Raw genomic sequence first — 14,016 nt, 5'->3', positions numbered from 1 at the left:
AAACACAGTTTATCGTGTTTGTTCAGGTTATTTTTTTCTTTAATGCGTATTCTTTGAGCAAGTTAATTTATCAAGTAACAATGACATGATGATAAAAGTGATGGTTTCATTCCGATGTTTTTATTCTGAATGAAAATCATAGCAAGGAAATTGTTGTATTAAAATAATTATTTTCAGAATTATCTTGTTATTACGTTGAAGTGATGAAGTATGATAGTATTTATATGAATGCGTTTACATATCTATATTTTCTAAATATAAATATGGTATAGTATTTTAGAATATTTATTTTATTAGAATGAAGGTGAGATGAGTTGGCTAATGAGGTGAAAAAACAAGGGTACACAAAAGGGAAATTAATTGGGTTATTTCTCGGTCCAATACTTGCATTAATTGTCTTCTTTTTATTACCAAGTGATATGATTGGTTATGAGGGAAGGGTAGTTATTGCTAGTATTATGATGATTGGTACGTATTGGGTGACAGAGGCAGTACCGATGGCTGTTGCGTCTTTATTACCGTTGGTTCTTATTCCGTTATTTGGCGGTGCCCCGATTGATGTGGTTTCAAGATCTTACGGAGAATCCGTTATTTTTATGTATATGGGTGGATTTATTCTGGCGATTGCCATTGAAAAATGGAATTTACACAGAAGGATTGCACTCAATATTATTGACATGATTGGAACGTCAAGCCATAAAATTATTCTCGGTATTATGCTTGCCACAGGATTGTTAACAATGTTTATATCGAATGCTGCGACTGCATTAATGATGTTACCAGTTGCATTAGCTTTAATTTCGGAAATGCGTGATAAGAAAATTTTAGAAGGACAAAATATTGACTTTTTTGCTAAGTCGATCTTACTTGCTGTTGCCTATACAGCAACAATTGGCGGTTTGGCTACACTGGTTGCGGCTGTTCCAAATGCTGCGCTCGCGGGTATTGCTAAGATTCAATTTGATGTAGAGGTCACCTTTTTGCAATGGTTAATCTTTGCAGGTCCAGTTGCGCTGATCATGTTTGTTTTCTTATATTTCTATTTAACGAAAATGAAATTTAAAGTAAATGCTGAGAACCAAACAGAAGTCTCTTTTATTAAGGAAGAGAAAAGAAATCTTGGGAAGGTAAAAACCGAAGAGTGGGTTGTTATTACTGTCTTCTTATTAACAGTTTCTTTATGGGTAGGCAAACCGGCTATTTCTTGGGTTGCAGATCAAGTAAGTTTCCTATCATTCTTAGGAAGGTTGGGTTCATTACCTGACGCAAGTATTTCTATGATGGGTGCTATTCTCTTATTCTTCTTACCGAGTACAAAAGGTGAGAGAATCTTAGAGTGGGGAGATTTAGCGAAACTACCATGGGGTGTATTAATCTTGTTCGGTGGTGGTTTAGCGTTAGCATCAAGTCTTGAGCATTCGGGTGTGAATGACTTTATTGCTGTGGCATTACAAGGATTAGAAGCGTATACGCCGTTTATTATTATTCTTTTACTTGTTGTCATTGTACTAGGTATGACAGAAATATTATCAAATACTGCTGTTGCTAACCTCGTTTTACCTATTTCGGCAGGTTTAGGTGTGGCTATTGGAATTGATCCTTTAATTATGATGGCTGCTGTTGCCTTAGCGGCGGGATCTTGTTATATGCTTCCTGTTGCAACTCCACCGAATACCGCTGTTTTTAGTGCGGGTGAACTGGAAGTAGCTGATATGGCTAAAGCGGGTATATGGCTAAATGCAGTTAGTGTGGTCGTGATTACATTAGCAGTATATTACTGGATGCCAATCGTCTTTGGTATTACGATATAAAAAGAGACCCCGTTATATTTTGACGGGGTCTTCTCTGTGTTATTTGATGACTTGTAGCTCTTTTGGAAATTTTGTTAATGGTATAGCTCCGTCTTTTGTTAAAACGAGATCGTCTTCGATACGGACACCAGCAACTCCTGGAACGTAAATACCTGGTTCGATTGTATACACCATGCCTTCTTGTAGGAGCAAGTCATTTGTTTCTGTTAATGAAGGATATTCATGGACGGAAATACCAAGTCCGTGACCAAGGCGATGTGGGAAGTAGTCGCCATATCCTGCATCTGTAATGATTTTCCTTGCCGCTAAGTCAACCTCTGATGCTTTTACACCCGGTTTGCAGGCTGATATTGCGGCTAATTGTGCCTTGAGCACAGTGTCATATATTTCTTTTTGTTTCTCATTTATTTCACCAAAAGCAACCGTTCTAGTAATGTCAGAACAATAGCCCTTCCAAACAACACCAAGGTCAAATAGAACAAGATCGCCTTTTTGAATTTTCGTCATACCAGGTGTACCATGCGGTGATGCCCCGTTTTTACCAGTTAAGACCATTGTCGAAAAGGACATTTCATTAACGCCTTTTTTCTTTAATTCATATTCGATTGTCGCCAATACTTCAAGCTCTGTTTTCCCCTCAGCAATGGCAGCACAGCCTGTTTCAATAGCGAAATCTGCAAGTGCAGTAGCTTCTTTAATAATCGCAAGCTCTTCTTCACTCTTTACCATGCGTAATGTACGAAGCTTTTCTTCAGCGGATACCATATTTGCATGAGGGTAAAGTTCTTTCACAGCTTCATAACGTTCAACATTCATATGTTCTTTTTCAATCGCTATTTTATTAACTGTAGAAATACGTGAAACAATGGCATCATTAATCATTGTCCACGGATTCTCGATATCTGTATATCCGATAATATCGCCATTCCAACCTGCGTTTTTTGCATCCTCTATTTCCATTTTTGGACAGACAAGGAAAGGGTCAGCATCTTGAAAAACGGCTAATCCTAGTAAACGCTCATTAGGATCACTGTGAAAAGAGCTCAAGTAAAATACATTTTCTGTTGATGTAATAAAAGATACATCAATATTGTTTTCTTCCATCCATGATGATAATATATCCATTCTTTGCTTCATGGTAGTCCCTCCTGGTCTTTATGTAGTAAGCTATAAGCAAGCGTATCAACTATATATGAAAAAGTAAACTTTTTGAACTGTTTAAATTGAAAGAAATAAGGGAAGAAACAGGATAACTTCATATTTATGTTGAAAAAATTACATAGGAAAAATAGAAAGGAGAATTATTTGTGAAAGTATCATTTCATGGTCATTCAATTGTAAAAGTACAAACAGAGGATAAAACCATTTTATTTGATCCATTTATTACAGGTAATGAATTAACAGACCTTAAAGTTGAAGAAGAACAACCGGATGTTATTATCGTGACACACGGACACGGTGATCATTTAGGAGACACCATTGAGCTTGCTAAGAAAAATCAATCGCTAGTGATATGTAATGCAGAACTCTCATACTATTTAGGCTTCCATGGTATTGAAGCACATGGCATGAGTATTGGTGGTGCTTATGATTTTGATTTTGGTAAAGTGAAATTAACACCAGCTTTACATGGGACAGGGCTCGTAACTGAGGATAACCAAATTGTCTATTTAGGCATGCCGGCAGGTGTCCTGCTAACGATTGATGGTAAGACAATTTATCATGCAGGAGACACAGGTTTATTTTCAGATATGAAATTAATTGGAGAGAGACATCCGATTGATTTAGCATTTATCCCGATTGGTGATAATTTTACAATGGGACCAGAGGACGCTGCTTATGCAGTAGAGTTACTACAACCGAAACAAGTCGTTCCAGTTCATTACAATACATTCCCGCCAATTAAACAAGATCCACACGCTTTTGCTAAATTAGTAAAAGGATTTGATGTAAAAGTAATGGATGCTGGAGAAGTTGTTGAGTTATAGAAAGTATTTATGATAGAAACTGAGTTCATGCCACAGATGACTGTCTGTGGTATTTTTAATTTCAATTTGGGACCCATCGAGGTACTTTTTTTCATAGAGAATGTGCGTAAACGAAAACAAGTGAGTAAATTTCAATTTTCTTTTATATCGTGGGCTTAGTGTTGAAAAGATAACGGGGACCTGATCCACACTATTTTACATAATAGATACACTAGTAATGAAGTCTATTACTGGTCATTTCCGCCTGCTTCTCTGCATAAATATAGATTATGAGAGGAGAGGATGAGATGAGGAGATATCGTTATATTATTTGTTTATTGCTGGCAGGTGCTATGCTCTATTACGCAGTTCCTCGTTTAGATGTTTATAGCGGTGGTCTTGAGGGAGTTTTTACAATTTCCTGGTTAGCATTTGCATTGATTGTTATTGCTGGAAATTTGACAGCCTTATTATATGAGCCGAAATCGAAGGCAAATGTAAGAACAAGGCGAAAAGTAGTTACATCTAATCGTAAACGAATGAGGTCTTATTAATAATATTGCTCGTTCGTTGAACATCACAACTTTTCATTCTATAATAAGCATATGAAGGATGAAAATAGAGGGTGATGTCTTGGCTACAAAGCATGAACAGATTTTACATTATATTGATGAATTACCAGTCGGAGAAAAAATTTCCGTTAGACAAATTGCAAAGGCACTCTCGGTGAGCGAGGGTACAGCTTACCGTGCCATTAAAGATGCTGAAAATAAAGGGTATGTGAGTACGATTGAAAGAGTCGGTACCATTAGAATAGAAAGAAAGAAGAAAGAAAACTTTGAAAAGCTTACTTACGCAGAAGTTGTCAATATCGTTGATGGACAAGTGCTAGGAGGACGAGCAGGACTCCATAAAACATTGAACAAATTCGTAATCGGTGCGATGAAGCTAGAAGCAATGATGAGATACACGGGTGCCGGGAACTTACTAATCGTCGGAAACCGTACGAATGCCCATGAACTAGCGTTAAAAGCTGGAGCTGCCGTTCTTATTACGGGTGGGTTTGATACGGAAGAAGAAGTGAAGCGGATTGCCGATGAATTAGAGTTACCAGTGATTTCAACAAGCTACGATACTTTTACAGTAGCAACGATGATTAACCGAGCAATATATGATCAGTTAATTAAGAAAGAGATTGTGTTAGTAGAAGACGTGCTTACGCCTATCAATCAAACGATTAGCTTGCAAACCACAGATACGATTGAAGATTATTTAAAGCATAATCGAGAGACGAGTCATAGTCGCTTCCCGGTGGTTGATCAGCATATGAAGGTTCAAGGAATGGTCACCTCCAAAGATATTATGGGGCATAAAACAGATACCCCTATTGAAAAAGTCATGACGAAAAACCCGATGACAGTTGGTGGGAAAACAAGTGTGGCTTCTTCCTCACATATGATGGTTTGGGAAGGAATTGAACTCCTCCCGGTTGTGGACCAATCGCATAAGTTAGAGGGGATTATTAGTCGCCAGGATGTGTTAAAGGCGCTCCAGGTCATTCAACGACAACCGCAAGTTGGTGAAACAATTGATGATACGGTGACAAACCAGCTCGTATTAGCGAATGGAAAAACAAAAAATGAAGCGATGTATCGCTGTGAAGTTACACCCCAAATGACGAACCATATTGGTTCCATCTCATATGGTGTTTTCACGACAATAGTGACAGAAGCCGCTAATCGCGTTTTACGCATGTACAAAAAAGGTGACCTAGTGGTTGAAAATATGACTATATACTTTCTAAAACCAGTACAAATCGAGAGTATGCTTGATATTTTTCCAAGAGTGCTTGATGTAGGGAGAAAGTTTGGAAAAGTAGATGTAGAAGTCTTCAATGGTGGGATATTGGTTGGAAAAGCGATGATGATGTGTCAATTAACAGAAAGATAAGCACGATCGGCTAGTTGATGATACATCTTTTACAAGATAGAACATCAACTAGACCGAGTTTACTTACTACCTTACAATCCTCAGCCTTCACAGGTAAAATTGTAAGGTTTTAGTTTTGGTTAGATTTAATCCATTCTGATTCTTCAATCGCACGAGGAAGAAAATACTTATAAGCTTTCATACCAGCCCAAATACTGATTCCGCCTATAATGATAAAAATAGCGGAGATGACGTATGTTATCGTGCCACTGTAAAGAAATAGCTGATTGATACCGAAAAAGAAAATAAAGGCACCTAGCGCCATACGTGATTTAGCAGAAATCCACTCTTTTTCTGCAGGACGTTTAGAGCGTACGTATTTCACTTTATAGAATACGTACAAAGCAAAAGATAGCGCAATAAAAACTGCAAGTACAAGCATGTACAAACCTCCATAAATGAACATATGTCTTTATTTTAACTTCTGTAAGAGGAAATTGCTAGAAGAGAGAGAATAATTATTATAATTGCAAGATGCTTTTCTTTCTTGTGCGTTATTTGAGAGGAGTATACAATGAAGAATAAAATCCTGTCCGCGATCAAAATGTATGACAAAATCATTATCCATCGTCATATTCGTCCAGATCCAGATGCCTACGGATCGCAAGGTGGGTTGGCAGAAATAATAAAAGCTTCTTTTCCACAGAAAGAAGTTTATACAGTGGGGCAAGAGGACGAAACTCTTGTTTATTTGCGTAAAATGGACAAGATAAGTGATGAAGTCTATGAAGGAGCTTTAGTGATTGTTTGTGATACCGCCAATACAGAGCGCATTAGTGATCAACGTTACACAAAGGGTGATCTATTAATAAAGATTGATCATCACCCTAATATGGATCCGTATGGAGATATCCTTTGGGTGGATACAGAGGCAAGCTCTGTAAGTGAAATGATTTATGAGTTTTTTTTAAGTGGACAAAAGAATGGTTTAGTAATGACAGATGAGGCAGCAAGGCTGATTTTCGCTGGCATTGTCGGTGATACAGGGAGATTTATCTATCCGAGTACAACGAATAAAACCTTTGCTTATGCAGGTGAACTAATTAAATATCAATTCTCACGGACAGAGCTTTTCGATAGAATGTATGAATTAGCACCAAATTTAATTCAGCTTCAAGGTTATATTCTACAACATTTTCAAATGCTTGATAGTGGAGCGGCAGTGGTGAAAATGGACAGTCGTTTATTGCAAAAATATGAAGCTACACCTGCTGAGGCGTCGGTTCTAGTTGGTGAGCTCGGCCATGTAAAGGGAATGAAGGCATGGGTGTTTTTTATTGAAGAAGAAGATCAAATTAGAGTGCGATTCAGGTCGAAAGGTCCGATCATTAATCAACTAGCACGATGCTATAAAGGCGGGGGACATCCATTTGCAGCAGGTGCATCTATATATAGTTGGGATGAAGCCGAAAATGTGATTTCCGCCTTAAATGACATTTGTGAATCGTGGACCATATAGTAATTAAAAGAGGTTGGGCAATTAATTTAATAATAGCTCAACCTCCAATACGAGTGTCGTATCTATTATAATGGATTGAATATCAGCTCGGTAACGTTTCCCATTAATGGGGTGGGTTTTATTCACAATAATCCGTTTAACGAGTTCGATACTTTGTCCGACGCTTTTTATATCCCGCGCCATTAAAATACTGATATCTTCTTTGATTGCATCCTCCGTTTGATAGAGACTGTATTCGTCTAAATTATATTTCTTAAGCGCAGATTGGTCGATCTTAACAACGATCTCTTGAACGGTTAATAATTCTTCGTTTTCTTTATTTAATTTTTTAAATTCCTTCTGCCATATCTCCTTTTCATTTTCTAATTCCTTAATTTCTGCTTCCTGAGTGTGGATTTCTAAACTATAACGCTCTTGCCATTCACCGAAAATGTAGACGAACACACACCAACTTAATACGCCTCCAATAGCCATTCCAGCAAAAAAACGCTGCCAAGAAGGTCTGCGATAATACGGGGGAATTCTCATTTAGGTAAATGCTCCTGAGTTAGCCAGATGATGATTTGAGCACCTGTTTGAGCTCCACCAAATGCTGAGAGAATCAAGAGACATTGCTTAATAATATCTTTCGTTTGCCCATCAAGGACACCACGCTCAAAACTATATACCGTATCAAAAGTCCCTCCAATAGCAGCGATAATTGCCCAAATTCTAATAGAATTAGATAGATTGAAAATTTCTGTTAAGGGAGGTTTCCCTGTGAAAAATGCGGCAATGCCACCGATGATTGAACCGCCAATCAAAACACCAAGAGCAATAAAATAACTTTCTAAAAGAGAAGCAAAGAAGGGTTGCTCATTCATTTACATAACCGCCTTTAAGTGATGAATTCTCTCTATTCCATCATATGGACGAACATCATAAATTATGTTTATTCTTAAATGAATTCAAATGCGATTGTACAATGATAGTTTTCATTAAGAAACAAACGTTCTATAATAAAAGAAGAAGAAAAATAAGGGTGTGAGAAAGTTGTCTTTTATTCACTTGCAAGTATATAGTGCCTATAGTTTACTAATGAGCACAGCTAGTGTGGAACAACTCGTAGCAGATGCCAAAGTAAAAGGGTATCCAGCAATTGCCCTTACAGATAGAAATGTAATGTACGGGACAGCAGAGTTTTATAATGAATGTAAAAAAAATAATATTAAACCTATTATTGGGTTGACTGTCGATATTGAAAAGGAACATGAAGAAGGGATGAACCCAATAGTATTATTGGCGAAAAATAACCAAGGTTATCAAAACTTACTCAAAATAACGAGTAGTCTGCAAACGGCAGCAGAAGGCGGGCTCCCGCTCAAGTGGTTGAGGGCCTATTCAAGTGGATTAATTGCTTTAACACCTGGTATAGAAGGCGTAATTGAGAATTACCTGCTAGAAGACCGTTATCCGGATGCTGAAAAATATGCTCGTATGTTTAAAGAGATTTTTTCTGGTGACTTTTATCTTTCTATGCAAAGACATGGGCTAGAAGAGGAAGAGAAATTATTGCCGTTGCTGAAGAATTTATCAGAGCAAAGTCATATACCTCTAGCTGTGACAAATGCTGTTCATTATTTAAATAAAGAAGATGCCTTTGCGCAACAATGTGCATTGGCTATACGCAATGGAGAAAAATTAGAAGACGAGAGTTGGGAAAGATTACAATCTGATCAATATTTTTTAAAGCGTGTCAAAGAAATGGTGGACCTTTTTGTAGAAGAGGAAGAGGCTATTATCCAGACGAATAGGATTGCCAGTGAATGTCATGTGGAGATGGACCTTGGCATAAAAAGCTTGCCGAAATTCCCCACTGAGGGCGATATGACAGCCGATCAACAGTTAGAGAAGCTCTGTATGAAAGGGTGGGGTGAGAGGTATCCTGATGGAAATGAGGAAGCCAGGAATCGCCTTTTATATGAGCTTTCTATTTTGAAGAAAATGAACTTTAGTGATTATTTTTTAATCGTTGCTGACTTTATGCAGTTTTGTAGAAGAGAAAAAATTTTCACTGGACCAGGACGCGGTTCGGCTGCCGGCTCAATTGTGGCATATGTGCTTTATATAACAGATGTTGATCCGATTCGTTACAATTTGCTTTTTGAACGGTTTTTGAACCCTGAGCGGATTTCTATGCCTGATATTGATATTGATTTTCCTGACCATCGCAGAGATGAAGTAATCCAGTATGTGGCGGGCAAATATGGTCAGCAACATGTCGCGCAAATCATTACGTTTGGAACATTAGCAGCTAAGGCGGCACTCAGAGACGTTGGGAGAGCTTTTGGCTTAAACTCAAAGGAACTTGATCAGTTATCTCGTGCAGTACCTAGTCGACAGGGTATTACCTTAAAATCAGCTTGGCAAGAGTCACATTCTTTGCAGACATTGATTAATCAATCATCATTATATAAAAAATTATTTAATACAGCTTTAAAGCTAGAAGGATTGCCTAGACATACTTCTACACATGCTGCTGGCGTTATCATAAGTGAGCGCCCTCTCGTTCAAGTGGTACCAATTACGGGGGGGCATGGAGATGTCTTTCTTACACAATTCTCAATGGAGCACTTAGAAGATCGTGGCTTATTAAAGATGGACTTTCTTGGTTTACGTAATTTGTCTCTTATTGAAAATATTTTGCAGTCTATCAAAAAGAGAACAGGGAAACTTATTCCAATCAAAGAAGTGCCACTTCAGGACCAAAAAGCTTATCAATTACTATCTAGAGGAGAAACAACAGGAATTTTTCAATTAGAATCAAGTGGGATGAGAAATGTATTAAAGAAACTGCAACCGACTACATTTGAGGATATTGTTGCAGTTAATGCATTATATCGTCCAGGCCCAATGGAGAATATTCCATTATTTATTGCGAGAAAGCATGGTGAGGAGGAAATTACCTATCCTCATCAAGATTTAGAAGATATATTGAAGCCTACCTATGGTGTCATTGTTTACCAAGAGCAAATTATGCAGATCGCAGCAAAGATGGCAGGATTTTCACTAGGGGAAGCGGACTTATTAAGAAGGGCCGTAAGTAAGAAGCAAGAAGAAGTTCTGAATAAAGAAAGAGCACATTTTGTGCAAGGTGCGATTACCCAAGGATATACAGAAGAAACAGCCAATCAAATATATAATTACATCGTCAAGTTTGCTAATTACGGATTTAATAGAAGTCATGCAGTAGCATATAGTATGATTTCTTATCAACTGGCCTATTTAAAAGCCCATTATCCGCTACATTTCATGGCGGCATTGTTAACCTCAGCTATTGGTAATGATGCGAAAATAGCCCAATATGTAAATGAGGCGAAGCAATTGGGGATTTCTATCCTACCCCCTTCTATTAATAAAAGTATCTTTTCTTTCCAGGTGGAAAATGAAGGAATTCGCTATAGTTTAGCAGCAGTGAAAACGATTGGGGTAAATGCTTGGAAGGAAATTGTTCGAGTGAGAGCAGGTAGACCATTCCAAGATTTATTTGATTTTTGTTTACGTATGTCAGGGAAAGTGTTCAATAGGCGAATGCTTGAAATGCTTGTTCATTCCGGGAGTTTTGATGAGTTTGGTGAGGATCGAGCGACACTACTTGCTAGCTTAGATATTGCCTTAGAGCATGCGGAGCTAGTTCAGCCAGATGATGAACAATTTGATATGTTTAGTGAAGAGGAATTCTTTCCTAAACCGAAATACGCAACTGTTGAAGAGATTCCCTTGTTAGATAAACTTGCTAACGAGAAGGCGGCTTTAGGGTTATATCTTTCAGCGCATCCAGTAACGACCTATGAATCATTCTTCCCGTTGTTAAAATCTCAAACACTTCAATACATTGAGAGTCAAGAGAGAAAAGCCATTGTTCAATCAGTTGTGTATATCTCAGAAGTGAAGAAAATTAGGACGAAAAAAGGAGAAGCGATGGCATTTTTACATCTTAGCGATCAGACTGGAGATATGGAAGCAGTCGCTTTTCCGAAAATCTATAATAAATATTCTTCTTTTATTCAAGCTGGCGATATTGTTTTTATGAAAGGTGAAATTGAGGTAAGGAATGAAAAAAAACAATGGATTATTAGAAGTGTTGAGAAGGTGGAAGAAGTGATTGAGAAGGAAGAATCAAAGCCACCTACCCTCTACATTAAAGTGACGAAAGAGAATGAATCAGATGAGAAATTGACTTTGTTAAAAGAAATTTTACATTATGAAGTAGGGCAATCACCTGTCGTTTTATTCTATGAAAATGATCGGCGGTCTATCAAATTAAGTCAAGATGAGTATGTATCATACAGCGAAAAATTGACTGAACGCTTAAAAGGATTATTTGGAAGAGAGAATATTGTTTTTAAGCGTTAGCCTTTACAAGTTTTTCAGATATGTTATATTGTTATCATAAACTGGTCAGACCACCATGAAGTTGATTTTTAAAGAATTTGCTTAAAGTACTGCTTTCATTTCCTTGTTTATAGGTTAATGGGTCTCTAGTACTGAAGTAATTCTTATTAATGAATACTGAATCATTTTTCTAGTATATGTTTAATGTGCGGTCGACTGCTATTTTATAACGTTCAAGGTATTTAGTTGTTTTAGCTAACATTCTTGATATATGTGATGAAGAGAAATTTTACATTAAGAAGAGAAGAGACAACTAGTATTTGCGTTTGTGAAGAATTCCAAGAAAGCACTAAGGGGTGTAGGTCATGTCATTAAGAGATGAAGCATTAAATATGCATAAGGTTCATAAAGGTAAATTAGAATCTAAATCAAAAGTAGCTGTTACAAATGCGAAAGAGTTAAGCTTAGCTTATTCTCCCGGCGTTGCAGAGCCATGTAAAGAAATCTATGATAAACCAGAAACGGTTTATGATTATACAATGAAAGGCAATATGGTAGCGGTCGTTTCTGATGGGACTGCTGTTCTTGGTCTTGGTAATATCGGACCAGAAGCAGCATTACCAGTAATGGAAGGGAAAGCTGTGTTATTTAAAAGTTTTGCAGGTGTTGATGCTTTTCCAATTTGCTTGAATACCAATGATATTGATAAGATTGTAGATACGGTAAAACTAATGGAGCCAACATTTGGCGGGGTGAATTTAGAGGATATTGCAGCACCGAATTGCTTCTATATTGAAGAACGCTTGAAAAAAGAGACAAATATTCCAGTGTTCCATGATGATCAACACGGGACGGCCATTGTAACTGTTGCTGGACTTGTCAATGCACTTAAACTTGCTGGTAAAAAGATGAGCGAAATAAAGGTAGTTGCAAACGGTGCTGGTGCGGCAGGTATTGCTATTATTAAATTGCTATACCGTTATGGTGTAAGAGATATTATTATGTGCGATACAAAGGGTGCTATTTATGAAGGACGTCCAAACGGGATGAATGATATTAAGAGTGAAGTTGCACGTTTCACAAACCGTGACCAAGTTAAAGGTACATTAACGGATGCAATAAAGGATGCAGATGTATTTATTGGTGTATCAGTAGCGGGCGCTTTGACAGCTGATATGGTACAATCAATGAACGACAAGGCAATCATTTTTGCCATGGCTAATCCAACACCAGAAATCATGCCAGAAGAAGCAAAAGCTGCCGGAGCGCTTGTTGTTGGTACAGGTCGTTCAGATTTCCCGAACCAAGTAAATAATGTTCTTGCCTTCCCAGGGATCTTTAGAGGTGCTTTAGATGTTCGTGCGACTCATATTAATGAGCATATGAAAATTGCTGCGGTTGAAGCAATTGCTGAATTAATTGCTGAAGAAGACTTACATTCTGATTATGTCATTCCAGCTCCATTTGATCCGCGAGTGGCACCTGCAGTAGCATCTGCGGTAGCTAAATCAGCTATGGAAACGGGTGTAGCTAGAATCAAAGTTGACCCAGAAGAAGTGAAGCATAGAACAGCACAACTTGCAGCTATCGGAAAAGATAAATAACGATAGGCGGTGGGTTCGCTGGAAAATTCAACGAAATTATATATAGAAATCGTGAAACAACTGCGAAATATTATTCAAGAAGAAGGTTATCAAACAGGTGATAAGCTACCCTCAGAACGTGAAATGTCAGAACGCCTAAAAGTTGGGCGTTCTTCCGTTCGGGAAGCTTTTCGTGCGTTAGAGCTTTTAGGTTTAATAGAGACGAGAAGAGGCGAAGGAACCTTTATTAAAGATTTTCGCGGTCATAATTTGGTACAATTACTAAGTACATTTATTCTACAAGACAAACAAGCAAAAACTGATATTAAAGAAACGAAATATTTGGTAGAATGGGATTGTATATGGTTAGCGATGAGAAAAGCAACCGTCAAAGAACTTGAAGCTTTCAGAAATTGGGTCACTTCTGAAGTATTTCAAGAAGATGAGTATTTTTATCGCATCGTTCTCATAGCAGATAACCATTTATTTAAGCGTCTATGGACGATCTTAACGGATTATTATAATTCGCTAGACTTCGGTTTAGCTGTAGTTGATCCAAAAAACTATCAGTTATTAATAGATGCGATGATACAGAAAGATGAACAAGCAGCTAAAATTCAATATTGTTTAATAAGAAATTTGTCGAGCATTTAACGACAATGTTTTCCATCTTTTTTAAGCCTATTATTGTATAGTGATGAGACAAGCTTTTTTCTCGCACTTACGTCGATAGGCAATTGTTTTTTCTAAGTGGTCTGACCACCTAGGAAAATGGTAATGATTACTAAAGTAGGAAAGGTAAATTTCACTTTTGTTATTTACTTTGTAATTAC

The 14,016-nt window shown here is 37.5% G+C and carries 12 protein-coding genes; 8 read left to right on the top strand and 4 right to left on the bottom strand.

The genetic code is table 11. The features are described from left to right. Window positions 1-314 precede the first annotated feature (314 nt). Complete coding sequence (locus tag MHH73_RS16680) at window positions 315-1,811, top strand: SLC13 family permease (protein ID WP_225230361.1); 1,497 nt, start codon at window positions 315-317, stop codon at window positions 1,809-1,811. 39 nt (window positions 1,812-1,850) lie between these two features. Here the strand turns inward: MHH73_RS16680 and MHH73_RS16675 are convergent, their stop codons facing one another. Further along, window positions 1,851-2,948: a M24 family metallopeptidase gene (locus MHH73_RS16675; protein ID WP_191810003.1), complete on the bottom strand. Its 1,098-nt coding sequence runs from the start codon at window positions 2,946-2,948 to the stop codon at window positions 1,851-1,853. 170 nt (window positions 2,949-3,118) lie between these two features. Here MHH73_RS16675 and MHH73_RS16670 point away from each other — a divergent pair, with 170 nt between their 5' ends. The 3 genes from MHH73_RS16670 to MHH73_RS16660 all read left to right on the top strand — a co-directional run bounded on the left by MHH73_RS16670 (window position 3,119) and on the right by MHH73_RS16660 (window position 5,728). After that, window positions 3,119-3,799 (top strand): metal-dependent hydrolase, encoded by a 681-nt coding sequence (locus MHH73_RS16670; protein ID WP_191810005.1) that lies wholly within the window; start codon window positions 3,119-3,121, stop codon window positions 3,797-3,799. Window positions 3,800-4,086: 287 nt separating this feature from the next. Next, window positions 4,087-4,332 (top strand): hypothetical protein, encoded by a 246-nt coding sequence (locus MHH73_RS16665; protein ID WP_191810007.1) that lies wholly within the window; start codon window positions 4,087-4,089, stop codon window positions 4,330-4,332. Window positions 4,333-4,411: 79 nt separating this feature from the next. Then, window positions 4,412-5,728 carry a CBS domain-containing protein gene (locus MHH73_RS16660; RefSeq protein WP_191810009.1) on the top strand — a complete coding sequence of 439 codons (1,317 nt, stop codon included), beginning with the start codon at window positions 4,412-4,414 and terminating at the stop codon, window positions 5,726-5,728. A 109-nt stretch (window positions 5,729-5,837) separates the two neighbouring features. Here MHH73_RS16660 and MHH73_RS16655 read toward each other — a convergent pair whose 3' ends face one another. Further along, a complete protein-coding gene (locus tag MHH73_RS16655; protein ID WP_341068203.1) occupies window positions 5,838-6,149 on the bottom strand; it encodes a YtpI family protein in 312 nt (103 codons plus the stop codon). A 132-nt stretch (window positions 6,150-6,281) separates the two neighbouring features. Here MHH73_RS16655 and MHH73_RS16650 point away from each other — a divergent pair, with 132 nt between their 5' ends. Beyond that, the gene (locus MHH73_RS16650; RefSeq protein WP_191810011.1) at window positions 6,282-7,226 is read left to right on the top strand and encodes a DHH family phosphoesterase; all 945 of its coding nucleotides are present in this window, start codon (window positions 6,282-6,284) and stop codon (window positions 7,224-7,226) included. Window positions 7,227-7,247: 21 nt separating this feature from the next. Here the strand turns inward: MHH73_RS16650 and ytrI are convergent, their stop codons facing one another. Further along, complete coding sequence (ytrI, locus tag MHH73_RS16645) at window positions 7,248-7,754, bottom strand: sporulation membrane protein YtrI (protein WP_095372297.1); 507 nt, start codon at window positions 7,752-7,754, stop codon at window positions 7,248-7,250. After that, complete coding sequence (locus MHH73_RS16640) at window positions 7,751-8,089, bottom strand: YtrH family sporulation protein (RefSeq protein WP_191810013.1); 339 nt, start codon at window positions 8,087-8,089, stop codon at window positions 7,751-7,753. The genes ytrI and MHH73_RS16640 overlap by 4 nt, the downstream gene beginning before the upstream one ends. 160 nt (window positions 8,090-8,249) lie before the next feature. On the opposite strand from MHH73_RS16640, the gene dnaE reads away from it, so the two are divergent. The 3 genes from dnaE to MHH73_RS16625 all read left to right on the top strand — a co-directional run bounded on the left by dnaE (window position 8,250) and on the right by MHH73_RS16625 (window position 13,837). Then, a complete protein-coding gene (dnaE, locus tag MHH73_RS16635) occupies window positions 8,250-11,621 on the top strand; it encodes a DNA polymerase III subunit alpha (protein WP_341068200.1) in 3,372 nt (1,123 codons plus the stop codon). 344 nt (window positions 11,622-11,965) lie between these two features. Then, a complete protein-coding gene (locus MHH73_RS16630) occupies window positions 11,966-13,204 on the top strand; it encodes an NAD(P)-dependent malic enzyme (RefSeq protein ID WP_191810018.1) in 1,239 nt (412 codons plus the stop codon). Window positions 13,205-13,213: 9 nt separating this feature from the next. Then, entirely contained in the window at window positions 13,214-13,837 is a 624-nt protein-coding gene (locus MHH73_RS16625) for a FadR/GntR family transcriptional regulator (RefSeq protein WP_341068196.1), read from the top strand. Window positions 13,838-14,016: the final 179 nt, after the last annotated feature.

Source organism: Cytobacillus sp. FSL K6-0265, assembly GCF_038003465.1.
GTDB classification, from domain to species: Bacteria; Bacillota; Bacilli; order Bacillales; family Cytobacillaceae; genus Cytobacillus; species Cytobacillus stercorigallinarum.
This window is presented reverse-complemented; position numbering and strand designations above follow the sequence as displayed.